Below are 21,827 nucleotides of genomic sequence, written 5' to 3' on the forward strand. Positions count from 1 at the left end.
CGCATATTCAATACAGCCCCGCGCCCCTGGGTGGGTGGCCCCTAGCCCTTTTCCAAGTACTGCTCTCTCTCCGCGTCCAACAGCGCGTCCAGGGCCGTCCGCAGGCCCGGGAGGTTCCGCAGCTCGGGATCTGCTGCCACCACTGCCGTCGCCTCCTCCCTCGCCTCCGCGATGACCTCCTCGTCCTCGATGACCGACAGGACCCGCAGGGACGTACGGGCACCGGACTGGGCCTGCCCCAACACATCGCCCTCGCGGCGCTGTTCGAGGTCGATGCGGGAGAGTTCGAAGCCGTCGAGGGTGGAGGCGACGGCGTTGAGGCGTTGGCGGGCGGGGCTCGCCTCGGGCATCTCGCTGACCAGGAGGCAGAGACCGGCAGCCGAGCCGCGGCCCACTCGGCCTCGCAGCTGGTGGAGCTGGGAGACGCCGAAGCGGTCGGCGTCCATGATGACCATCGCGGTGGCGTTGGGCACGTTGACGCCGACCTCGATGACCGTCGTCGCGACCAGGACGTCCGTGTCCCCGGCGGCGAAGCGGCGCATCACGGCGTCCTTGTCGTCGGGGTGCATACGGCCGTGCAGCACCTCGATCTTCAAGCCCTGGAGCGGGCCCTTGGCGAGCTGCGCGGCGATGTCCAGGACGGCCAGCGGCGGGCGCTTCTCCGCGTCGTCCTCGGGGGACTTCTTCTTGGTCTTGCCGGCCTTCTTGGGGTCGTCGTCCTCGTCGCCGATGCGTGGGCAGACGACGTACGCCTGATGGCCGTTGGAGACCTCCTCGCGGACGCGCTCCCAGGCGCGGGCCAGGAAGTGCGGCTTGTCGGCGGCGGGGACGACGTGGCTGGCGATGGGTGAGCGGCCGGCCGGGAGTTGGTCGAGGACCGAGGTCTCCAGGTCGCCGAAGACCGTCATGGCGACCGTGCGCGGGATGGGGGTGGCGGTCATGACGAGGAGGTGCGGGGGTTGCTTGCCCTTGCCGCGCAGGGCGTCGCGCTGTTCGACGCCGAAGCGGTGCTGTTCGTCGACCACGACCAGGCCGAGGTCGTGGAACTGGACCTTGTCCTCGATCAACGCGTGCGTGCCGATCACGATCCCGGCCTCACCGGTGACGAGGTCGAGGAGTGCCTGACGCCGCCCGGCCGTCCCCATGGACCCGGTGAGCAGCGTCACCTTGGTCGCCCGCTCGGCCCCGCCCAGCATCCCGCCCTCGGCCAGCTCCCCCATCATCTCGGTGATCGACCGGTGATGCTGCTGAGCGAGCACTTCGGTGGGCGCGAGCATCGCGGCCTGCCCACCCGCGTCGACCACGGCGAGCATGGCTCGGAGGGCAACCATGGTGTTGTGGGTCACTGTGAAGTTGTCGGTGACGTAGGCATGGCTGGGGTGCGCGACGCTGATGCACTGGACCGGTTTACGTCCGACGTACTCAACTGCTCGGATTCCGCGGCGGAACGTGTTGTATTTCGGCCTGGGCCCTACGCGTTCGGCTTTGCGGGTGAGGCGGAACGGAGCGTACTCGTCGGGCAGGGCCACGGAGACGTTGAAGGACGCCTTCTTCGGCAGGACGCGTGCCCGACCGCCGAGTGAACGCGCCAGCCAGGCAACGTCATTCGCCAATACGAGCGAGGCAGAACAGAACGAGATGCTGAAGCCGTCCGCGCTGACGGTGCCGTCCGTGTCCATCAGCCCTTGCAGCAGAGCAAGGCGGTTCTTGATCGACGTGTTCTTGAATTCGTCGGGAACGAACTTGCCGTGCGACGTGACACCCCAGAGATTCAGATCACGCAGGACCTGGATCACGGGATTGCGGACACCTCCGGCCCGGTGGGCAAGCTGAAGCGTGAAGTCGCAACGGGAGCCCTTCACCGGGACCACGTGGCACTCAGGGGCCGCGGCCGTCGCCACGGCATCACGGATCTCCTCGTCCATCGTGGACAACCGCAGGTTGTGCCGGAATGAGCCGTCGCCCAGAAGAACACCGAACAGGTAGGGATCGAGAGGCAGTCCACAATCGCCTCCGAGATCGACCGGAGCAGCTGCCGGGAGATACCACTTCGAGGATCCGTCGGCCTTGAACGTGTCCAGGCGGATCTCCCGAGTCGTCATGACCTCGGGAGTCTGTCCTCGATGCCACCCGCAGCTCGTGCCCACGATCCAGAGATGCTCGTCGTCGCACTCCACGTGGCTTCCGTCGGAGAGGACCAAGCGCCAGACCTCACGCTCCCCCTGGGGGAAGACCCCATCGATCAGCGCGATCTCCCCGTCCGGCACGACAACCTCGTCCCTCACCGTGAGATCGCCCATACGACGGAACCCGGCGGGTGTGAGCACGAGCGAGTCGAGCGGCTGCGCCTTGCCCGATCCGACCTCCCCCTGCAGCAACCGGTGCATCGGATGCTCCGTAGCCAGGTCGTCGAAGATCTCCTTGGAGACCTTCACCTGCCCGTCCGTGAGGGTGAACGGAAGGCGGTCGTCGAAGGCCGAGAGGAGGCCGTCGGGGGACGGTTTGCGGGCTACGGCGGGGAGTTGGGCGTCCGCGTGGCGGCGGCGGGCCAGGGCCACCTGGAGGACGAAGGCCTCGTCCCACTTGAGGCGGTCGCGGGCTGCGGCGATGTCCGCCTTGGTGTGGGGGCGGTGGATCTTGAGGAGGGCCTCGGGGAGGGAGACCAGGCCGCGGCCCTCGCGCAGGGAGTCCGGGAGGGGGTCGACCGCTTCCTGGGCGCTGGGCAGTGCCGTCTGGAGGGCCTTGCCGATCTTCCAGGACTCCAGTTTGGCGGTGGCGGGGTAGATGGGGATCAGGCTGCCCGCCCAGGTCTCCACCGTTTCCTCGGCGTCGCCCTTCAGCAACTCGTACGCCGGATGGGCGAGTTGAAGACGGCGGTTGAAGACGGAGACCTTGCCGGCGAACATCGCGCGCGTGCCCGGCAGCAGTTCCTTGTGGGGTTTGTGAACTCCCGAGCCGAAGAAGACGAGTTGGAGCCGGCCGCTGCCGTCCGTGATCGTGACTTCGAGACGCTGCCCCTTGCCCCGGGGGGCCTTGCTGGACGCGAAGGTGTGCAGCCGGGCGTCGGCGACCTGGGCGACCACGGTGACGTGCTCGTCCATCGGCAGCTCGGCGAGGTGTGTGAGCTGGCCCCGCTCCTCGTACCGGCGCGGGTAGTGGTGCAGGAGGTCGCCCACTGTGTGCAGGCCGAGATGCTCGGCCATCACCTTCGCGGTGGCGGGGCCGAGCACCTTTTTCAGTGGTTCTTCCAGTGCGGGCACGAGATCCATTGCACACCACGCCACTGACAATGCCGTATACGTCTTGCGAAACTCCTGGTCAGGCGGGTCGTTCGAGGCCTAGGATGGCGCGCTCCGGCCATCCCCCGCGGTCACCGCCTCACAGGGACCGCCCGACCCTCGCGCCGTTCGCACTTCCCCCACCTCGGCGCTGCGACGATGGACTCCCAGACCTCACAGTCATCCCAGTCACCCCACACGTTCCAGGTCGACCTGCGCGGTCTGGTGGACCTGCTCTCCCATCACCTCTACTCCAGCCCCAAGGTCTATCTGCGCGAGCTGCTGCAGAACGCCGTGGACGCGATCACCGCGCGCCGGGCCGAGCAGCCCGACTCCCCTGCCCTGGTACGGCTGTTCGCCGACGGGGGCACCCTGCGCGTCGAGGACTCCGGCGTCGGGCTCACCGAGGCGGACGTGCACAACCTCCTCGCGACCATCGGCCGTAGCTCCAAGCGCGCCGACGGGCTCCAGGAGGCCCGTTCCGACTTCCTCGGGCAGTTCGGCATCGGGCTGCTCGCCTGTTTCGTGGTGGCCGAGCGGATCCGGGTCGTCAGCCGCAGCGCCCGTACGCCCGACGCGCCGCCCGTGGAGTGGACGGCGACCGACGACGGCTCGTACACCGTGCGGACCCTCCCCGACGCCGAGCGCCCCGAACCGGGCACCACCGTGCACCTGGTGGCGCGCGCGGGCGCCGGCGAATGGCTCACCAAGGAGAAGGTCCTCGCGCTGGCCCGTGACTTCGGGGCGCTGTTGCCGTACGACGTGCGCGTGGACGGCGAGGCGATCACCGATCTGCCCGCGCCCTGGGACCGGTCGTACCCGAGTCCCGGCACCCGGAGGGTGGCGCTGGCGCGGCACTGTCACGAGCTGTTCGGGTTCACGCCGTTGGACTCGATCGACCTGTCCGTGCCGCTCGCGGGAATTCGCGGGGTGGCCTACGTCCTTCCCGGTGCCGTGAGTCCGGCGCAGCGGGCGAGTCACCGGGTGCATCTCAAGGGCATGCTGCTGACCGAGCGGGCCGAACAGCTGCTGCCCGACTGGGCGTTCTTCGTGCGCTGTGTGCTGGACACGGACAGCCTGCGGCCCACGGCCTCGCGCGAGTCGCTGTACGAGGACGAGACGCTGGCCGCCGTACGGGAGGCGCTCGGGGAACGGATCCGGGCCTGGCTGACCGGGCTCGCGGCGGGTGATCCGGAGCGGCTGGCCGCGTTCCTGTCGGTGCACCACCTGGGGGTGAAGTCCCTGGCGCGGCACGACAAGGAGATGCTGCGCACGATGTTGCCGTGGCTCCCGTTCGAGACGACCGACGGACGGGTGTCCCTGGAGGAGTTCGCGCAGCGCCACCCGGTGGTGCACTTCACGCGGACCGTCGAGGAGTACCGGCAGGTCGCCCCGATCGCGTCCGCGCAGGGCATCGGGGTGATCAACGGCGGTTACACCTACGACGGCGAGCTGGTCGAGGCGCTGCCGTCGGTGCGCCCGGGGACGGTGGTCGCCGAGCTGGACTCGGACACCGTGACCGCGCACCTGGACTCGGTCGACCCGGCCGAGGAGCTGGCCCTGGCGGACTTCCTGGCCGCCGCGCGGGCCAAGCTGGACCCCCTGGGCTGCGATGTGGTCCTGCGGGCCTTCCATCCGCTGTCGGTGCCCGCGCTGCATCTGGACGACCGGTCCGCCCGGCACGAGCAGGCCCGCGCGGAGGCCGAGGAGCAGGCCGACGACCTGTGGGCGGGCATCCTGGGCTCGCTGCGGGGCAGCGCTCCCCGTGCGCGTCTCGTGCTCAACCACCTCAACCCGCTGATCCGGCGGATCAGTTCGCTGAGGGACCGGGACCTGATCGGGACGGCCACGGAGTCGCTCTACGGGCAGGCACTCCTGATGGCGCAGCGACCACTGCGCCCCGCCGATTCGGCACTGCTGAACCGGGCGTTCATCGGCCTCCTGGAGTGGGCCACACACGGGGAGGGCGACCACTGATGACAGGGATCACGGACTTCGACGCGCTGCGCCGTGCGATGGCGGAGAACTCCGAGGAGCCGGAGGGACCGGCCCGCAACGCGCGCGCGGAGCACCTGCTCGCCGAGGCCGAGAAGCTGGACGTCCCGCTCGCGGTGATCGAGGCCCTCGGACACCAGCTGAAGGTCTACAACTACAGCTCCGAGAAGGACAGGATGTTCGTCCCCTTCGCGCGCCTGCTGCGCATGTGGGACGAACGGCCGGAGGACTTCGACGAGTACGAGGTGCACTCGCTGCACTGGGTCTTCAAGTGGGTGTCGTCCGGGATGCTGGGCCAGCCGCACATCCCGCTCGCGTCGATCGAGAAGTGGCTCGGCGAGATGGAGCACCGCTACCGGCTGGCCGGACACTCCGAACGGGCCGTCCGCAGCGCCGAGTTCAGCGTCGCCTCGCACGTCGGGGACCTGGCGCGGGCCGAGCGGGCGTACGCCGCGTGGCTGGCCGCCGACCGCGACACCATGGCCGACTGCCACGCGTGCGAACTGCACACCCAGGGCGAGTGGCAGGTGTACCAGGAGCGCTACGCCGAGGCCCTCGACCTGTGGGAGCCGGTCCTGGAGGGCGAGTTCACCTGCGCCCACGAGCCGCACACGGTCCTCGCGTCCTCCCTGATCCCGCTGCTGCGCCTCGGACGGGCCGACGAGGCGCGCGCCCATCACCTGCGCGGTTTCCGTCTCGTACGGCCCATGGAGAGCATGCGGGGCGCCTACGCGGACCATGTGGAGTTCTGCGCGCTGAGCGGCAACGAGGCGCGCGGTCTGGAGCTGCTCGCGGAGCGTCCGGCGTACTTCACGGACTCCGGGAACCCGCGCAGCGGACTGGACTTCCTCTCCGTGGTGACCCTGTTGATGGACCGGCTGACCGAGCTGGGTCTCGGCGACCAGCAGGTGCCGGGCCCGGCCGGCCGCACCTGGACGGCATGCGAACTCGCCGCGCACGCACGCGTGGAGACTCTTTCCCTGGCCGCCCGCTTCGACGAGCGCAACGGCACGACCCACGTCGGCGACCAGGCACGCGCGCGCATGGACCAGCAGCCCCTGGTGGAACGGCTCCCGCTGGGAGTGCGTTCGGCGGCCCGGCCGACAGCGGTGCCGGTGACGGCCACAGCACCCGAGGTCATCCCGGAGAGGGACCTCACCGCGCTCCTCGCGGAGGCGCGGCGGCTGTCGGACACCCTCCAACCGCACGCCGTGGAGGCCTGGTTGGCGGTCTCCCGGGCTGCCGAGGGCGTCGAGCTGTCCGCCCGCGACCGCGCCGAGATCGCCGACCACCAGGCGATGGACCGCGGCCCCGAGGGCATCGCCCTCTTCGAGCGCGCGGCCGGGCTGTTCGCCGAGGCGGGCGACCCCGGGGAGGCATGGGCGGCACGCGCGCGGGGAGCGTACGTACGCGCTCTCGCGGGCGAGATCGACGAGGCCCTCACGGCGATCGCCGAGCCGTACGACGGAGTGCTCGCCCTGTACGCCGAGGACGGCACCGGCGTACGGCAGACGGCGGCCGTGCTGATGAGCCGGGCGCGCATCCTGATGCGCAGGGTCCACGGGGACTCCCCCGACCACGAACCCGACAGCGGGGACCTGGCCGCCGCCGAGGCCGCCGTACGGGAAGTGCTGGCCCTCGTCGAGGGGCGGCCCCTTCCTGGTGACGCGGCCGATGTGCGGCTGGCCGCACGGGGTGCCGAGGGGCAGGCGATGCTGGCCGAACTCGCGGTGCGGGCCGGGGATGTGGAGACGGCCGTCCGGCTGTTCTCGAAGGCGTCCACGGCGTTCGTGGTCGCGGAGCTGCCGTGGTTCGCGGTGGAGTACGAGGCCCGGCTGGCCGGGCTCGCCCATCACCTCGGCGACGTCACGGAGGCGGAACGGGCGCTGCGGGCGGCCCTGGAACACGGTGGGTCGCACCTGGAGGCCCCTGGGCGGGCGCAGCTGCATCTCCAGCTCGCCGAGGTGCTCGGCGGCCGGGGGCGGTCCGAGGAGGCCGCTGAGCACGCCCTGGAGGCCGCGCACTGGTCCGACGAGGCCGGCGAGGGCCCGACGCTGGGCGCCTGGGCGCGGCACCAGCTCGGCGGCTTCCTGCTGCGCCAGGGCCGGTGGGCCGAGGCCGCCGAGGTGCTGGAGTCGGCGCTGCCCGACCTGAGCGTCGAGACGCACGGCGACGGCGCGATCGTCCAGACGCAGTGGTGGCTAGGTGACTGTCTGAGCGAACTGGGCGAGCACCGGGCCGCTGCCGAACGGCGGTTGCAGGCGGCCGAGATCGCCCGGCACTGGCCCGAGCAGAACGACCACGCGACCCTCGCCCACCTCGCCGCCGAGTCACTGGGCCACGCGGAACTGCCCGCCGAGGCCGACCAGGCGTACGAGCGCGCGGGCGACCTGTGGCGCTCCCTGGGGAACGTGCACGGACTCGTCCGCTCGCTGCGCGCCCGCGCGTGGCTGGCGTTGCGCGCGGACCGGGGCCTCGACCGCGCGCGGGAGTTGATGGCGGGCGCGATCGAGGAGTGCGAGGCCGCGCTGCTCGTGACCGACGACCAGGAGGCACGGCAGCGGCTCACCGGCGAACTCGGCCACACGCACCGGCAGTTCGGTGAGCTGCTGGCCCGTTCGGTCGCCGAGGAGGCCGAGGACACCGCGATCCAGGCCGCGTTCGAGGACGCCCTGACGGAGACCGCGGAGTCGGTCACCGTGTTCGCGGCCCTCGGGGAGGGCGCTGTGCACACCCGCACCGGCGCCGAACTCGCCGCGGGCTGGCTGGAGGCCGACCTCGGCCGCCCCGCCGACGCGGCGGCACGCGCGCGTGGCGTGCTGAAGGCCTACGAGGGTGCCGACGACGGCGACGAGACGGTACGGGCCCGTCGCGCCGAGGCGGAGCAGCTCCTCCAGCTGATGGAGGAACAGACGGAGAAGTAGGGGGAGTTGGGGTAGGGCTGAGGGCCTACTCCACGCCGATGAGCAACAGGGCACCCTGCCGGCCGCCCCGGTACACCACCGTGTCGACGGCGAGGTACGACTCCCGGACGTGGATCTCCAGGATGTCGGCGACGCTCACGGGCGCCTCGTCGCCGAGGACGAGCGTGACCAGTTCGCCGCCGGCCGCGAGCATACGGTCCAGGACCGCCCGGGCGGTGGCCGTGACATCGGCGCCGATCACCGCCACATCGCCGTCGACGAGCCCCAGGACGTCCCCGGCCTGGCAGATGCCGGCCATGGTCCAGGACTGGCGTTCGGCGACGGCGACCTCGGCGTAGCGGGTCGCGCCCGCCGCCGAGGTCATCGAGACGACGTCCTCGTCGAAGCGCCGCTCCGGCTCGTGCACGGCGAGCGCCGCGATCCCCTGCACCGCGGAGCGCGTCGGGATCAGCGCGACCCGGATGCCCTCGGCCCGGGCCTGCTCGGCCGCAGCGGCGGCGGTGTGCCGCAGCTCCGCGTCATTGGGCAGCAGCACGACCTCACGCGCGTGTGCCCGCCGTACGGCCGCGACCAACTCCCCACTGGCGGGCGGCTCCCCGGGGCGCGCGAGCACAGTGGTCGCGCCTGCCTCGCCGTAGAGCCCCGCCAGACCCTCCCCCGGGACCACGGCGACGACGGCCCGCTGCGCGCGCTCCCTGGGCGGCCGTTCGGCACCGGTGGTGTGGACGTCACCGAGCCCGAAGTGGGTGATCCGGATCCGGTACGGCCGTCCGGCCTCGACGCCCGCCTCCACGGCGGCGCCCGCGTCGTCCACGTGCACGTGGACGTTCCACAGGCCGTCCCCGCCGACCACGACGAGCGAGTCACCGAGGGCGTCCAGCCGCTGCCGCAGTCGGGTCACGGCCGAGTCGTCGGCCTCCAGGAGGTAGATCACCTCGAAGGCGGGGCCACCGCCCTCGCACGGGGCGACTTCGGGAGCGCCTGAATCCAGAACGGCCTCCACGCGTGCGTGCGCCTCCAGGACCGTGAAGACCGGTACCTCGCCCGTGAACGTCTCCACCAGCGCGGCCAGCACCGCCACCAGCCCCCGCCCGCCCGCGTCGACGACTCCCGCGCGCTCCAGGACGGCCAGCTGCCCCGGGGTCGCGGCCAGCGCCGCGCACGCTCCCTCGTAGGCCGCCCGTGCGACGGTCCCGCAGTCGCCGTCGGTGTCGTCGGCCGCGTCCGCCGCCGCCGAGGCGACCGAGAGGACCGTGCCCTCGACGGGGTGGGCCACCGCGTGCCGGGCGGAGTCGGCCGCGCGGCGCAGGGCGAGCCGTAGGCCCTCCCCGTCCGTGTGAGCCGTCTCACCGTCGGCGGCGAGGACCTGGGCCATGCCCCGGAGCAGCTGCGCGAGGATCGTCCCGGAGTTGCCGCGGGCCCCTATGAGCGCCCCGTGGGCCATCGCGCGGGCGGCGTCGGCCAGCGGCGGTTTCCGCTCGGTGAGGGTGCCGTGTCCGTCGAACACCGCCTCGACCGCGGCGACGGCGGACTCCATGGTCAGGTACAGGTTGGTGCCGGTGTCCCCGTCGGCCACCGGGTACACGTTGATCGCGTCGATCTCCTCGCGCGCACGCCCCAGCGCCCGCAGCGCGAGACCGCACCAGGTGCGCACCGCGAGAGCATCGAAGAATGTCTGCGGCACCTGCGGCACCTGCGCCTCCCTGAGCTGCTGGACTGGACCGCAGCGTAGACCTTGGGGCGGCCCGGGCCCGAGGAGGGCCGGAGCGGGCCCCCGACCAGGCATGGTAGTTTCGTTGTACTGGCGCGGTCGTTGTATGCTGCTCCGGTTGCCCGATCCCGATCGGGCCATTCCCCCTGGCAGTGCCACTTCCAGATCCTACGATCTCGATCCCGGCATGCCGGGATCATCCGTAAGTGCATCTGTGCATCTGAAGTCTTTGGAGTGACCCGTGGCTGCCAACTGCGACGTCTGCGGCAAGGGGCCGAGCTTCGGCAACAACATCTCGCACTCGCACCGCCGTACGTCCCGTCGCTGGAACCCGAACATCCAGCGCGTGCGTACCGTGGTCAGTGGGACGCCGAAGCGCGTGAACGCTTGCACCTCGTGCATCAAGGCCGGCAAGGTCTCGCGCTGACGCACTGCCGAGCGCGCGGCCACTGCTGGTTCGCTGCATCGAGCCGGTCCACCTCGTGTGGGCCGGCTTTTTGCCGTGCCCTCTCAAAAGCACAGCTCAGGAAACCCAGTTCAGGAATCCCCGCGCCGCAGCGCCCACCCGTGATCCACCGGCCCGATCCCCCCACCGAGCGCGAATCCGGCCGCGATCGCCCCCGTGACATACGCCTTCGCCGCCGTCACCGCCTCCGGCACCGACTCCCCCTTGGCGAGCTGTGACGCGATCGCCGAGGCGAGCGTGCAGCCGGTCCCATGGGTGTGCCGGTTGTCGTGCCGGGGAGCACGCAGCCAGAGCTCCTCGGAACCGTCGGTGAGCAGATCCACCGCGTCACCCGGCAGATGACCGCCCTTGATCAACACCCAACGCGGCCCGTACGACAGCACAGCCGCCGCGGCCTCGCGCAACTGACCCTCTGACTCGACCCGTACACCGGCGAGTTGCGTCACTTCGTCCAGATTCGGCGTGGCAACGGTCGCCACCGGCAACAGCTTCGTCCGTACGGCGTCCAGCGCGGAGGCCGCCAGCAGCGAGTCCCCGTGCTTCGAGATGCCGACCGGGTCGACGACCGTGGGAACGTCCGTGTCGCCGATCAACCCCGCGACCGTCTCGACGAGTTCGGCCGACGCGAGCATCCCGGTCTTCACGGCCTGTACGCCGATGTCGTCGACGACGCTGCGGTACTGGGCGCGCACCGCCTCCGCCGGAAGTTCCCAAGCGCCTTGCACGCCGAGGGAGTTCTGCGCGGTGACCGCCGTGACGACGCTCATGCCGTGCACACCCAGCGCGAGCATCGTCTTCAAGTCGGCCTGGATTCCGGCCCCTCCACCGGAGTCGGAGCCGGCCACCGTCAGTACGCGAGGCTTCACGACTCGATGTCCCCGAAGTGGTCCCAGCCGCCCTTGCTGGTCCAGGGCGCCCCGTCGACCGTCACCTGGGGCAGTGCGGAGGGGTTGAGGACCTCGCCGATCACCTTCCAGCGGGCCGGCAGCTTCACGTCCGGCGCGAAGGTCGCCACGATCGCGTGGTCCTCTCCCCCGGTGAGCACCCACTGGATGGGGTCGACGCCGACGGCCTGCCCGATGTCGTTCATCTGCGTCGGGACGTCGATCGCGCCCGACCGGATGTCGATGCGGACCTTGCTGGCCTCCGCGATGTGCCCGAGGTCGGCGATCAGTCCGTCGCTCACGTCGCACATCGAGGTCGCGCCGAGCCCGGCCGCCGCCGGACCCGCGTGGTACGGCGGCTCGGGGCGCCGGTGCGCCTCCACGAACGCGCGCGGCGAGCGGAAGCCCCGCGACAGCACCGCGAACCCGGCGGCGGACCAGCCCAGCCAGCCCGTCACGGCGACCACGTCACCGGGCTGCGCGCCACCCCGGGTGACCGGCTCACGGCCGCGCAGATCGCCGAGCGCGGTGATCGACACCATGATCGTGTCGCCCCGTACGACATCGCCGCCGACCACCGAGGCGCCCGCGACCTGGCACTCGTCGCGCAGGCCGTCCATCAGCTCCATGGGCCAGGTGACCGGGAGTTCGGCCGGTACGACCAGGCCGAGGAGCAGCGCGGTCGGTACGGCACCCATGGCGGCGATGTCCGCGAGGTTCTGCGCGGCGGCCTTGCGTCCGACGTCGTAGGCGGTGGACCAGTCGCGGCGGAAGTGGCGGCCCTCCAGCAGTATGTCGGTGCTCGCCACGACCCTGCGGTCGGGCGCGGCGACGACCGCGGCGTCGTCGCCGGGGCCGACCCGGACCGCGGGGGTGGTGGTGAGCCGGGAAGTGAGCTCCCTGATGAGCCCGAACTCCCCCAACTCACCGACGGTGCCCTTCATCGTTCGTCCTCTTCTCGTGACGGCAGCGCCCGGTCGCGAGCCGTCGGTGTGCTCGGTACGGTCGAGGTGACCGTCGACTTCGGTCGTGCCCGCGCCCCGGCACAAGGGCCCGGACCTCCGCGGGTCTCCCCGTGGTGAGCGGCGACGCGATACCGTGGCGTTCCTTTTCCCCACATGATCCTCGTGGCCGCCCTGGAGGTTCCGTGGTACAGGCGTACATCCTGATCCAGACGGAGGTCGGCAAGGCGTCGACCGTCGCCGAATCGATCAGCAAGATCCCTGGAGTGATCCAGGCCGAGGACGTGACAGGACCGTACGACGTGATCGTGCGGGCCCAGGCCGACACGGTCGACGACCTCGGCCGCATGGTGGTCGCCAAAGTCCAGCAAGTGGACGGCATCACCCGCACCCTGACCTGCCCGGTGGTGCATCTGTAGCCCCCGTCTACCCTTGGCCGGTGAACTCTCTCCGTCACCGGCACCGTTCTGTCATCGGGCTGTCCGTGCTCGCCGCGCTGATCACCGTCGCGGGCTGCTCCTCAGCAGACGACAGTGTGTCGGCGGCGGTTCCCTCGCCGGGCGCGAAGGTCACCGGGCTGTGCCGGAACCTGGACAAGATGCTGCCGTCGAAGGTCGACGACCTGGGCCGCCGGGATCCCGAGCCCGCGTCCGCGCTGACCGCGGGCTGGGGGAACCCGGCGATCATACTGCGCTGCGGTGTCGTCAGACCCGCCAAGATGAACGACCCGGAGGCCGACGGCGTCGAGGTGAACGGCGTCGGCTGGCTCCTCCAGAAAGAGGACGACGGCTCCTTCCGCTTCACCACGACGCTGCGGAAGGCGTACGTGGAGGTGACCATCCCGAAAGACCGCACCGGAGACGGCATGGCGCCCCTGGTCGACCTCGCGAAGTCCGTCGAGAAGGCGATCCCCTCGGGGATCGCCGACTAGCTCAGCGCAGTCCGGTCGACCGGCGCAGGGCCGCCTGCACCAGAAGGTCCACCAGCTCGCCGTAGGGCACGCCGCTGGCCTCCCACATCTTCGGGTACATCGAGATCGGCGTGAACCCGGGCATCGTGTTGATCTCGTTGATGACGAACGCGCCGTCTTCGGTAAGGAAGAAGTCCGCCCGCACGAGCCCCTCGCAGGAGGCCGCGTCGAAGGCGTCCACCGCGAGCCGCTGGACCTCGGCGGTCTCCTCCGGCGTCAGCGGGGCGGGCACGATACCGGGGGTCGAGTCGATGTACTTCGCCTCGAAGTCGTAGTACGCGTGCTCCTGGGGCGGCGGAATCTCGGCCGGCACACTCGCGCGCGGGCCGTCCTCGAACTCCAGGACCCCGCACTCGATCTCCCGGCCGCGCAGCGCGGCCTCCACGAGGATCTTCGGGTCGTGCCGCTGCGCCTCCTCGATCGCCTCGTCGAGACCGGCCAGCTCGTCGACCTTGGTGATGCCGATCGACGACCCCGCGCGCGCGGGCTTCACGAACAGCGGCCAGCCGTGCTCACCCGCGAAGTCGATGATCTTCTTGCGCGCGGCGGACTCGTCCCGCGCCCACTCGCGCGGCCGGATCACCACGTAGGGGCCGACCTTGAGGCCGAACGAGGTGAACACCCGCTTCATGTACTCCTTGTCCTGGCCGACGGCCGAGGCGAGCACACCCGCGCCCACGTACGGCACACCGGACAGCTCCAGGAGTCCCTGCAGGGTGCCGTCCTCGCCGTAGGGGCCGTGCAGGACGGGGAAGACGACATCGACCTCGCCGAGCGCCTTGGGCACGGATCCCGGTTCGCTGACGACGACTTCACGGTTACCGGGGTCGAGCGGGAGCACCACGCCACCCTCGCTCGACTCGGCGAGTTCCGCGACGTCCGGGGTACGGCGGTCGGTGATCGCCATCCGCTCCGGGGCGTCGGCGGTGAGGGCCCAGCGGCCTTCGCGGGTGATGCCGATCGGCAGGACGTCGTACTTGTCCCGGTCGATGGCCGCGAGGACGGCGCCGGCGGTGACCACGGAGATCCCGTGTTCGGAGCTGCGACCGCCGAACACGACGGCCACACGCGGTTTGCGAGGCGGCTGCTCAGGGTTCTGGGAGAGGTTCTCGGTGCTCATATCGCGATGAGAGTACCTGGTGGCAGTGCTTCGAGTCAGCGTCCGTTGACGGCAGGCGGTTCGCGCAGCGCCCCAAGGGGGCGCGAGGCTGTATCGACATGCGGCTACCGCCGCGTGGGCGCGCCCAGCCACGACGGCGCCGCAGCCGCACAACGGCACCCAGCGGCAGCCCCTGGCGGAGCCCTCAGCGACGCTCAGGCTTGGCGCTGCGCGACATCAGCTCCTTGACCGCGACCACCGGCGACTTCCCCTCGTGCACGATCTCGAACACCGTCTCCGTGATGGGCATGTCGACATCGTGCCGACGGGCCAGGTCCAGCACGGACTCACAGGACTTGACGCCCTCCGCGGTCTGCTTGGTGACCGCGATGGTCTCCTGGAGGGTCATGCCCTTGCCGAGGTTGGTCCCGAAGGTGTGGTTGCGCGACAGCGGCGAGGAACAGGTCGCCACCAGGTCGCCCAGGCCCGCAAGTCCAGAGAACGTGAGCGGGTCCGCGCCCATCGCGAGACCGAGCCGGGTCGTCTCGACGAGACCCCGGGTGATGAGCGAGCCCTTCGCGTTGTCCCCGAGCCCCATGCCGTCCGCGATGCCGACGGCGAGCCCGATCACGTTCTTCACCGCGCCGCCGAGCTCGCAGCCCACGACGTCGGTGATGGTGTACGGCCTGAAGTACGGCGTGTGGCAAGCGGTTTGGAGCCGGCGGGCCACGGCCTCGTCGGTACACGCGACCACCGCGGCGGCCGGCATCCGGGAGGCGATCTCGCGCGCGAGGTTGGGTCCGGAGACCACGGCGATACGGTCCCGGCCGACCTTGGCGACGTCCTCGATGACCTCGCTCATGCGCATGACGGAGCCGAGCTCGACGCCCTTCATGAGCGAGACGAGGACCGTGTCAGGCGCCAACAGGGGTGCCCAGTCGGCCAAGTTGGCGCGCAGCGTCTGCGAAGGGACCGACAGGACGGTGAAGTCGGCGTCGGCGGCGGCCTCGGCGGCGTCGGTGGTGGCCCGCAGGTTCTCCGGGAGTTCGACGCCGGGGAAGTAATCGGGGTTCGTACGCGTGGAGTTGATGGCCTCCACGACTTCCGCGCGACGCCCCCACAGGGTGACCTCGCACCCCGCGTCGGCGAGCACCATGCCGAAAGCCGTGCCCCATGAACCGGCGCTGAAGACAGCCGCCTTGACCGGCTTGCTCACGTGCCCTGCCCCTCTTCCTGCTCGACCTTCGACTCAAGGGCCGACTGGGCCCGAGCCTCCAACTCCTGTGTTTCCGCGGCCGTCCGGCGCCGCTGCTCGATCCGCTCGCGGCGTGGGTCGTAGGGCGTCTCGGGTGCCTTCGCGTCGCGGATCCGCTCCAACAGGCGGGTGATGTCGGCCATGATGACCTCGGTCGCCTCCTTGAGGAGGTCCGGGCTCATCTCCTTGCCGTAGAAACGCGTGAGGTCCACCGGCGGGCCCGCGAGCACATGGCTGGTCTTGCGCGGAAAGACCTGCAACTTCTTGGCGTAGGGCGGGAGCAACTCGTTGGCGCCCCACTGCGCTACGGGAATCACCGGGCACTGGGTCTGCAGGGCCACCCGCGCGGCACCGGTCTTGGCGGTCATGGGCCATTGGTCGGGGTCCCGGGTGATGGTGCCCTCGGGATAGAACGCGACGCACTCACCGCGTTCCACGGCGTCGATCGCGGCGCGGAAGGCACTCAACGCGTCCGTGGTCTCGCGGTAGACGGGGATCTGTCCGGTGCCGCGCATCGCGGCGCCGACGAATCCCTTCCCGAAAAGGCCGCTCTTCGCCAGGAATCGCGGAACACGTCCGGTGTTGTACTGAAAGTGTCCGTATGCGAAGGGGTCCACTTGTGAATTGTGGTTCACGGCGGTGATAAACCCGCCCTCGGCCGGAATGTGCTCCATTCCGCCCCAGTCCCGCTTGATCAGAACCACCAGCGGCGGTTTGCAGAGGACCGCTGCGAAGCGGTACCAGAACCCGATTCTGCGGCGGGGCACGCGAACACCTTCCTCTTGGACCTGGGGGGCCGCACAAGTGTCGCCCCAGGCCGTCGGTCTGTCGAGAACACCGTACGCCCCGCCACCGACACCGCCAGGGGCGCCGGGTGACAATGGCCGCGACAAGAGAGGGGCGGAACGCCCGTGCAGTGGACCTTGGTCATCCCCCTGAAGTCTTTGGCGCGCGCCAAGAGCAGGCTCTCGGACACCGCGGGCGACGGGCTGCGCCCCGGCCTCGCCCTCGCCTTCGCCCAGGACACCGTGGCAGCCGCGCTGGCCTGCCCGGCGGTCCGCGATGTGGCGGTCGTCACGGACGACGCCCTGGCCGGCCGCGAGCTGGCCGCGTTGGGCGCCCGTATCGTCGCCGACGAGCCGGGAGGCGGCCTGAACGCCGCTCTGCGGCACGCGGCGGCGGTCGTGCGGGCTTCCCGGCCCGAAAGCGCCGTGGCGGCCCTGAACGCCGATCTGCCGGCTCTGCGCCCCGCGGAATTGGCCCGGGTCCTGGACAAGGCCGCCGAATTCCCGCGCGCATTCCTCCCGGACGCGGCCGCAATCGGCACCACGTTGCTCACCGCCCGAGAGGGCCGCGAATTGCGCCCGGCTTTCGGCACGGATTCCCGTGCCCGCCATCGCGCCTCGGGGGCGAGCGAACTCACCCTGGACGCGGTGGATTCCGTACGACAGGACGTGGACACCGGCGAGGACCTGCGGGCGGCACTGGCCCTCGGGGTGGGCCCGCGCACGGCGGCAGCGGCGGCGGGGCTGCTGATTCCGGGGCAGTGACCGGCAGTAGGCTGCGCCCATGCAGGCGACCGCTTACACGTACGACGCCGGGACCCGTACCGGAAGTGTGCTGCTCGACGACGGCACCCCGGTGTCCTTCGACGCCGCCGCGTTCGACGCGGGCGGGCTGCGGCTGCTCAGGCCGGGGCAGCGGGTGCGGATCGAGACCGAGGGGCCGCAGGACGGCCTCAGGGTCACCCTGGTGACGCTGCAGACCTTCTGAACGCCCTTTCCGTACAGCCCTGAACACGCCGCGGGCCGGACTCCCAGAGGGAGTCCGGCCCGGCGCGTGAGTGCCCTGCGCCCCGTGACTAGCGGGTGGTGGCCTTCTTGGCGGTGGTCTTGCGCGTCGCCGACTTCTTGGCGGGGGCCTTCTTGGCCGTCGCCTTCGTGGCGGTACCGGTGGCCTTCTTGGCCGCCGTCTTCTTGGCCGTCGCCGTGGTCTTCTTGGCGGTCGCCTTCTTGGCCGTGGCCTTCTTCGCGACGGTCTTCTTGGCGACCGTCTTCTTCGCCACGGTCTTCTTGGCGGCAGACGCCTTCTTGGCGGTGGTCTTCTTGGCCGCGGCCTTCTTGACCGTCGCCGAAGCGGTGCCGCTCAGGCTGCCCTTGGGCGCCTTCTTGACGGCGACCTCGCCACCGCGCGGGAGCTTCTTCGAGCCGCTCACCAGGTCCTTGAAACCCTGGCCCGCGCGGAAGCGCGGCACGGAGGTCTTCTTGACCCGGACCCGCTCGCCCGTCTGGGGGTTGCGGGCGTAACGGGCCGGACGGTCGACCTTCTCGAACGAACCGAAGCCGGTGACCGAAACCCGGTCCCCATTGACGACGGCGCGGACGACCGCGTCCAGAACCGCGTCGACCGCCTCGGCGGCCTGCTGACGGCCACCGACCTTGTCCGCAATCGCTTCTACGAGCTGCGCCTTGTTCACGTCTTCCCCTTCGGAGACATTGCCGGAACGAAACTGCTCCGGCTTTTTCGCACGTTAGGCAGATATATACCGCAAATCAAACACGAAACGGGCTAATCACCCGTGCGCCGCAACGAACTCGGCTGTCCTGGACTTGTTTCAGCGTTCCTCTTCCGGGAATCGACCCGCGTCGAGGTCCTCTGTGAACCGGTCCAGCCGCCTTGTCGCGTCGGCGAGATCGTGCTTGGCCGCGGCCGTAATGACCAGCAGCTTCCGGGCCAGCGCCATCCGTACGCCCTCCGGGACTTGCAGTGCGCGCACCCTTGTGTGCGCTTCTTTGAGTTGGTCCGCGACTGCCGCATAGAGCTTGAGTTGGCCGTCGTGTTCCATGCACAGATTGTGCCATCTGGGGCGAGTTGTCGCCTGCGGGGGTAGCAACTGGTGCCTCAAACAGCCTTCAGGGGTCCGGCGGCAGCCTTGGCTCAAAGCTGCACGTACCCCGTCAACACCCTGTCTAACATGGGAAGTTGAGCAAAGCGTTGCAGGCGCGCAGGGCCGTTCGGGTGCAGACATGGCTGTACCCCCAATCGTGGCGATCGGGGGTACAGACGGGGTGTCGCGTGGCCGAATCTCGACTCGGGGAAGGCCTCGTGGGGTCCTTCGGGTCAGACCTGGACCGTCCGCGGCTTGTACGAAGGGCGCTTGGCCTCGTACGTGGCGATGTCGCCCTCGTTCTGGAGGGTGATGGAGATGTCGTCCAGGCCGTTCAACAGCCGCCAGCGGGCGTTCTCGTCGAGTTCGAAGGCGGCGGTGATGCCTTCGGCGCGCACCTCGCGGGCCTCCAGGTCGACCGTGACCTCGGCCTGCGGGTCCTTCTCGGCGAGGTCCTGCAGCGCGTCCACGATCTTCTGCTCCAGAACCACCGTGAGCAGGCCGTTCTTGAGCGAGTTGCCGCGGAAGATGTCGGCGAACCGGGAGGAGATGACGGCCTTGAAGCCATAGTTCTGCAGCGCCCACACGGCGTGCTCACGCGAGGAGCCGGTACCGAAGTCGGGGCCGGCCACCAGGACCGTCGCGCCCTTGCGCTCGGGGCGGTTGAGGATGAAGTTCTCGTCCTTGCGCCAGGCCTCGAAGAGCCCGTCCTCGAAGCCGTCCCTGGTCACCTTCTTGAGCCAGTGGGCGGGGATGATCTGGTCGGTGTCCACGTTGCTGCGGCGCAGCGGAACGGCCCGGCCGGTGTGCGTGGTGAATGCTTCCATGACTCTCAGACTCCAGCGGGCACAGGGGCGTCGGACAGATCGGCGGGCGAGGCCAGGTGACCCAGCACGGCGGTCGCGGCGGCGACCTGCGGCGAGACGAGGTGTGTACGGCCGCCCTTGCCCTGCCTGCCCTCGAAGTTGCGGTTGGAGGTGGACGCGGAGCGCTCACCGGGCGCCAACTGGTCCGGGTTCATGCCCAGACACATCGAGCAGCCCGCGTGCCGCCATTCGGCGCCGGCGTCCTTGAACACGACGTCCAGACCCTCGGAGACGGCCTGCAGACCGACGCGGGCGGAGCCCGGGACGACCAGCATCCGTACGCCGTCGGCGACTTTGCGTCCCTCGACGATCGCGGCGGCCGCACGCAGGTCCTCGATACGGCCGTTGGTGCACGAACCTACGAAGACGGTGTCGACCTTGATGTCGCGCAGCGGCTGGCCGGCCTCCAACCCCATGTATTCCAGGGCCTTTTCGGCGGCGAAGCGCTCCGAAGCGTCTTCGTACGAAGCCGGGTCGGGGACGGACGCCGAAAGCGGCGCGCCCTGACCGGGGTTGGTGCCCCAGGTGACGAACGGCGCCAGCGAGGGACCGTCGATGACGACCTCGGCGTCGAATTCCGCGTCGGCGTCGGTCTTCAGGGTCTTCCAGTACGCGACGGCGGCGTCCCAGTCCTCGCCCTCGGGGGCGTGGGCGCGGCCCTTGATGTACTCGAAGGTGGTCTCGTCGGGGGCGATCATGCCCGCGCGGGCGCCGGCCTCGATCGACATGTTGCAGATGGTCATGCGGGCTTCCATCGAGAGCTTCTCGATGGCGGAACCGCGGTATTCGAGGATGTAGCCCTGGCCGCCGCCGGTGCCGATCTTCGCGATGATGGCGAGGATCAGGTCCTTGGCGGTGACGCCGTCGGGCAGTTCGCCGTCGACCGTGATGGCCATGGTTTTCGGGCGGGCCAGCGGCAGCGTCTGGGTGGCCAGCACGTGCTCCACCTGGGAGGTGCCGATGCCGAACGCCAGCGCGCCGAAGGCGCCGTGGGTGGAGGTGTGGGAGTCACCGCACACGACGGTGGTACCGGGCTGGGTCAGCCCCAGCTGCGGGCCTACGACGTGGACGACGCCCTGCTCGACGTCGCCCAGAGAGTGCAGGCGCACGCCGAAGTCGGCGCAGTTCTTGCGCAGCGTCTCCAGCTGGACGCGCGAGACCGGGTCCGCGATGGGCTTGTCGATGTCGAGGGTCGGGGTGTTGTGATCCTCGGTGGCGATGGTGAGGTCGAGGCGCCGCACCGGACGGCCCGCCTGACGGAGACCGTCGAAGGCCTGCGGGCTGGTCACCTCGTGCAGCAGGTGCAGATCGATGAAGAGGAGGTCGGGCTCGCCCTCGGCGCGCCGGACGACGTGGTCGTCCCAGACCTTCTCCGCGAGTGTCCTACCCATCGCTTTCCCTCCGGCCGGCGAAACAGCGCCGGCCCAACTAGAGATCTTGAGGAGGCGGCGCTCGCACCCCTGGTTCACGGGCAGCCGCCGCCTGGCCCGTTGGTCCGCGGGCCGCTGTGCCTACAAGAGTTGCGCGTCTCACGAAAAAAGGAACTTGCGTTTCACAGAGTGAGACGCGAGTATCGTTTCATGGACAACAGTAGCGGCGTCGGCGTCCTGGACAAGGCAGCCCTTGTCCTGGGCGCTCTGGAGTCCGGTCCGGCCACCCTCGCGGGTCTGGTCGCGGCGACCGGGCTGGCACGACCCACGGCACACCGGCTGGCCGTGGCTTTGGAACACCACCGCATGGTGGCGCGCGACATGCAGGGCCGGTTCATTCTCGGCCCCCGTCTCGCCGAGCTGGCCGCGGCCGCCGGCGAGGACCGGCTGCTCGCCACGGCGGGCCCGGTGCTCACGCATCTGCGGGACCTCACGGGCGAGAGCGCGCAGCTCTACCGCCGCCAGGGCGACATGCGCATCTGCGTCGCCGCGGCGGAACGCCTGTCCGGACTGCGGGACACGGTCCCGGTCGGCTCGACGCTCACGATGAAAGCCGGTTCGTCCGCGCAGATCCTGATGGCCTGGGAGGAGCCGGAGCGCCTGCACCGCGGCCTCCAGGGCGCCCGTTTCACGGCCACCGCCCTCTCGGGCGTACGGCGCCGGGGCTGGGCCCAGTCGATCGGCGAGCGGGAGCCGGGCGTCGCGTCCGTCTCGGCGCCGGTGCGCGGCCCCTCGAACCGCGTGGTGGCCGCCGTGTCCGTCTCCGGCCCCATCGAGCGCCTGACGCGTCACCCGGGCCGTATGCACGCCCAGGCGGTCATCGACGCCGCCGCCCGCCTCTCCGAGGCCCTGCGCCGCACCGGCTGATCCGCCGGGAACATCTCAAGGAGGGCCTGCCTCAACGCCGCGGCAGGTCCTTCGTCATGTCCGGCCCCCCAACTCCTGGTGGAGCACACCGAGTTGACGCACGGGGCGGACAACGCGAAAGACCCCCCACCGAAGTGGAGGGTCTTTCCTGTACGTACCCCCGACCGGATTCGAACCGGCGCTACTGCCGTGAGAGGGCAGCGTGCTAGGCCGCTACACAACGGGGGCCCAGA

Annotated in this window: 19 protein-coding genes and 1 tRNA gene; 8 read left to right on the forward strand and 12 right to left on the reverse strand. The window is 70.4% G+C overall.

Annotation, left to right across the window (positions count from 1 at the left end; genetic code table 11):
• Nucleotides 1-41: 41 nt before the first annotated feature.
• Nucleotides 42-3,269, reverse strand: coding sequence for a helicase-related protein (locus OG226_RS16000; protein WP_329349290.1), 3,228 nt, complete (start codon nt 3,267-3,269; stop codon nt 42-44).
• A 168-nt stretch (nt 3,270-3,437) separates the two neighbouring features.
• Here OG226_RS16000 and OG226_RS16005 point away from each other — a divergent pair, with 168 nt between their 5' ends.
• Nucleotides 3,438-5,255 carry an HSP90 family protein gene (locus OG226_RS16005; protein ID WP_328678674.1) on the forward strand — a complete coding sequence of 606 codons (1,818 nt, stop codon included), beginning with the start codon at nt 3,438-3,440 and terminating at the stop codon, nt 5,253-5,255.
• Nucleotides 5,255-8,197 (forward strand): tetratricopeptide repeat protein, encoded by a 2,943-nt coding sequence (locus OG226_RS16010; RefSeq protein ID WP_329349291.1) that lies wholly within the window; start codon nt 5,255-5,257, stop codon nt 8,195-8,197. The genes OG226_RS16005 and OG226_RS16010 overlap by 1 nt, the downstream gene beginning before the upstream one ends.
• Nucleotides 8,198-8,222: 25 nt before the next feature.
• Here OG226_RS16010 and OG226_RS16015 read toward each other — a convergent pair whose 3' ends face one another.
• Nucleotides 8,223-9,890 carry a DAK2 domain-containing protein gene (locus OG226_RS16015; protein ID WP_329349292.1) on the reverse strand — a complete coding sequence of 556 codons (1,668 nt, stop codon included), beginning with the start codon at nt 9,888-9,890 and terminating at the stop codon, nt 8,223-8,225.
• Between the two features lie 259 nt (nt 9,891-10,149).
• Here OG226_RS16015 and rpmB point away from each other — a divergent pair, with 259 nt between their 5' ends.
• Nucleotides 10,150-10,335, forward strand: coding sequence for a 50S ribosomal protein L28 (gene rpmB, locus OG226_RS16020; RefSeq protein ID WP_328678677.1), 186 nt, complete (start codon nt 10,150-10,152; stop codon nt 10,333-10,335).
• Nucleotides 10,336-10,445: 110 nt separating this feature from the next.
• Here the strand turns inward: rpmB and thiD are convergent, their stop codons facing one another.
• On the reverse strand, nt 10,446-11,240 hold the full coding sequence (gene thiD, locus OG226_RS16025; RefSeq protein WP_328678678.1) for a bifunctional hydroxymethylpyrimidine kinase/phosphomethylpyrimidine kinase: 795 nt from the start codon (nt 11,238-11,240) through the stop codon (nt 10,446-10,448).
• A complete protein-coding gene (locus OG226_RS16030) occupies nt 11,237-12,202 on the reverse strand; it encodes a thiamine-phosphate kinase (RefSeq protein ID WP_019058663.1) in 966 nt (321 codons plus the stop codon). The genes thiD and OG226_RS16030 overlap by 4 nt, the downstream gene beginning before the upstream one ends.
• A 203-nt stretch (nt 12,203-12,405) precedes the next feature.
• On the opposite strand from OG226_RS16030, the gene OG226_RS16035 reads away from it, so the two are divergent.
• Together OG226_RS16035 and OG226_RS16040 are read left to right on the forward strand one after the other, a co-directional pair.
• Entirely contained in the window at nt 12,406-12,639 is a 234-nt protein-coding gene (locus OG226_RS16035; RefSeq protein ID WP_328678679.1) for an Lrp/AsnC family transcriptional regulator, read from the forward strand.
• A 20-nt stretch (nt 12,640-12,659) separates the two neighbouring features.
• On the forward strand, nt 12,660-13,151 hold the full coding sequence (locus OG226_RS16040; RefSeq protein WP_328678680.1) for a DUF3515 domain-containing protein: 492 nt from the start codon (nt 12,660-12,662) through the stop codon (nt 13,149-13,151).
• 1 nt (nt 13,152) lies between these two features.
• Here OG226_RS16040 and OG226_RS16045 read toward each other — a convergent pair whose 3' ends face one another.
• The 3 genes from OG226_RS16045 to OG226_RS16055 all read right to left on the reverse strand — a co-directional run bounded on the left by OG226_RS16045 (nt 13,153) and on the right by OG226_RS16055 (nt 16,311).
• Complete coding sequence (locus OG226_RS16045) at nt 13,153-14,310, reverse strand: D-alanine--D-alanine ligase family protein (RefSeq protein WP_328678681.1); 1,158 nt, start codon at nt 14,308-14,310, stop codon at nt 13,153-13,155.
• Nucleotides 14,311-14,494: 184 nt separating this feature from the next.
• Nucleotides 14,495-15,505 carry an NAD(P)H-dependent glycerol-3-phosphate dehydrogenase gene (locus OG226_RS16050; RefSeq protein WP_033282685.1) on the reverse strand — a complete coding sequence of 337 codons (1,011 nt, stop codon included), beginning with the start codon at nt 15,503-15,505 and terminating at the stop codon, nt 14,495-14,497.
• The gene (locus OG226_RS16055; protein ID WP_328678682.1) at nt 15,502-16,311 is read right to left on the reverse strand and encodes a lysophospholipid acyltransferase family protein; all 810 of its coding nucleotides are present in this window, start codon (nt 16,309-16,311) and stop codon (nt 15,502-15,504) included. Before OG226_RS16055 ends, OG226_RS16050 begins: the two co-directional genes overlap by 4 nt.
• Before the next feature lie 144 nt (nt 16,312-16,455).
• Here OG226_RS16055 and cofC point away from each other — a divergent pair, with 144 nt between their 5' ends.
• Both cofC and OG226_RS16065 read left to right on the forward strand, forming a co-directional pair.
• Nucleotides 16,456-17,094 (forward strand): 2-phospho-L-lactate guanylyltransferase, encoded by a 639-nt coding sequence (cofC, locus tag OG226_RS16060; protein WP_328678683.1) that lies wholly within the window; start codon nt 16,456-16,458, stop codon nt 17,092-17,094.
• 19 nt (nt 17,095-17,113) lie between these two features.
• On the forward strand, nt 17,114-17,317 hold the full coding sequence (locus OG226_RS16065; protein ID WP_328678684.1) for a hypothetical protein: 204 nt from the start codon (nt 17,114-17,116) through the stop codon (nt 17,315-17,317).
• Nucleotides 17,318-17,405: 88 nt separating this feature from the next.
• Here the strand turns inward: OG226_RS16065 and OG226_RS16070 are convergent, their stop codons facing one another.
• From OG226_RS16070 to leuC, 4 genes are all read right to left on the reverse strand, one after another.
• Nucleotides 17,406-18,020 carry an HU family DNA-binding protein gene (locus tag OG226_RS16070; protein WP_327401064.1) on the reverse strand — a complete coding sequence of 205 codons (615 nt, stop codon included), beginning with the start codon at nt 18,018-18,020 and terminating at the stop codon, nt 17,406-17,408.
• A gap of 138 nt (nt 18,021-18,158) precedes the next feature.
• Complete coding sequence (locus tag OG226_RS16075; RefSeq protein WP_033282690.1) at nt 18,159-18,389, reverse strand: hypothetical protein; 231 nt, start codon at nt 18,387-18,389, stop codon at nt 18,159-18,161.
• 275 nt (nt 18,390-18,664) lie between these two features.
• A complete protein-coding gene (gene leuD, locus OG226_RS16080; RefSeq protein WP_328678694.1) occupies nt 18,665-19,258 on the reverse strand; it encodes a 3-isopropylmalate dehydratase small subunit in 594 nt (197 codons plus the stop codon).
• 5 nt (nt 19,259-19,263) lie between these two features.
• Complete coding sequence (leuC, locus tag OG226_RS16085; protein WP_328678695.1) at nt 19,264-20,688, reverse strand: 3-isopropylmalate dehydratase large subunit; 1,425 nt, start codon at nt 20,686-20,688, stop codon at nt 19,264-19,266.
• A gap of 189 nt (nt 20,689-20,877) precedes the next feature.
• Here leuC and ndgR point away from each other — a divergent pair, with 189 nt between their 5' ends.
• Entirely contained in the window at nt 20,878-21,594 is a 717-nt protein-coding gene (ndgR, locus tag OG226_RS16090; RefSeq protein WP_327401067.1) for an IclR family transcriptional regulator NdgR, read from the forward strand.
• A 155-nt stretch (nt 21,595-21,749) separates the two neighbouring features.
• Here the strand turns inward: ndgR and OG226_RS16095 are convergent.
• Nucleotides 21,750-21,822, reverse strand: a tRNA-Glu gene (locus OG226_RS16095).
• Nucleotides 21,823-21,827: the final 5 nt, after the last annotated feature.

Source organism: Streptomyces sp. NBC_01261 (assembly GCF_036226385.1).
Lineage (GTDB): Bacteria > Actinomycetota > Actinomycetes > Streptomycetales > Streptomycetaceae > Streptomyces.

What these genes read in the sequence shown, in the direction of transcription:
- OG226_RS16045 (WP_328678681.1), bottom strand. Translation starts at nt 14,310, where the DNA reads ATGAGCACCGAGAACCTCTCCCAGAACCCTGAGCAGCCGCCTCGCAAA.
- ndgR (WP_327401067.1), top strand. Translation starts at nt 20,878, where the DNA reads ATGGACAACAGTAGCGGCGTCGGCGTCCTGGACAAGGCAGCCCTTGTC.
- OG226_RS16075 (WP_033282690.1), bottom strand. Translation starts at nt 18,389, where the DNA reads ATGGAACACGACGGCCAACTCAAGCTCTATGCGGCAGTCGCGGACCAA.
- leuC (WP_328678695.1), bottom strand. Translation starts at nt 20,688, where the DNA reads ATGGGTAGGACACTCGCGGAGAAGGTCTGGGACGACCACGTCGTCCGG.
- OG226_RS16030 (WP_019058663.1), bottom strand. Translation starts at nt 12,202, where the DNA reads ATGAAGGGCACCGTCGGTGAGTTGGGGGAGTTCGGGCTCATCAGGGAG.
- OG226_RS16005 (WP_328678674.1), top strand. Translation starts at nt 3,438, where the DNA reads ATGGACTCCCAGACCTCACAGTCATCCCAGTCACCCCACACGTTCCAG.
- OG226_RS16000 (WP_329349290.1), bottom strand. Translation starts at nt 3,269, where the DNA reads ATGGATCTCGTGCCCGCACTGGAAGAACCACTGAAAAAGGTGCTCGGC.
- OG226_RS16010 (WP_329349291.1), top strand. Translation starts at nt 5,255, where the DNA reads ATGACAGGGATCACGGACTTCGACGCGCTGCGCCGTGCGATGGCGGAG.
- OG226_RS16065 (WP_328678684.1), top strand. Translation starts at nt 17,114, where the DNA reads ATGCAGGCGACCGCTTACACGTACGACGCCGGGACCCGTACCGGAAGT.
- leuD (WP_328678694.1), bottom strand. Translation starts at nt 19,258, where the DNA reads ATGGAAGCATTCACCACGCACACCGGCCGGGCCGTTCCGCTGCGCCGC.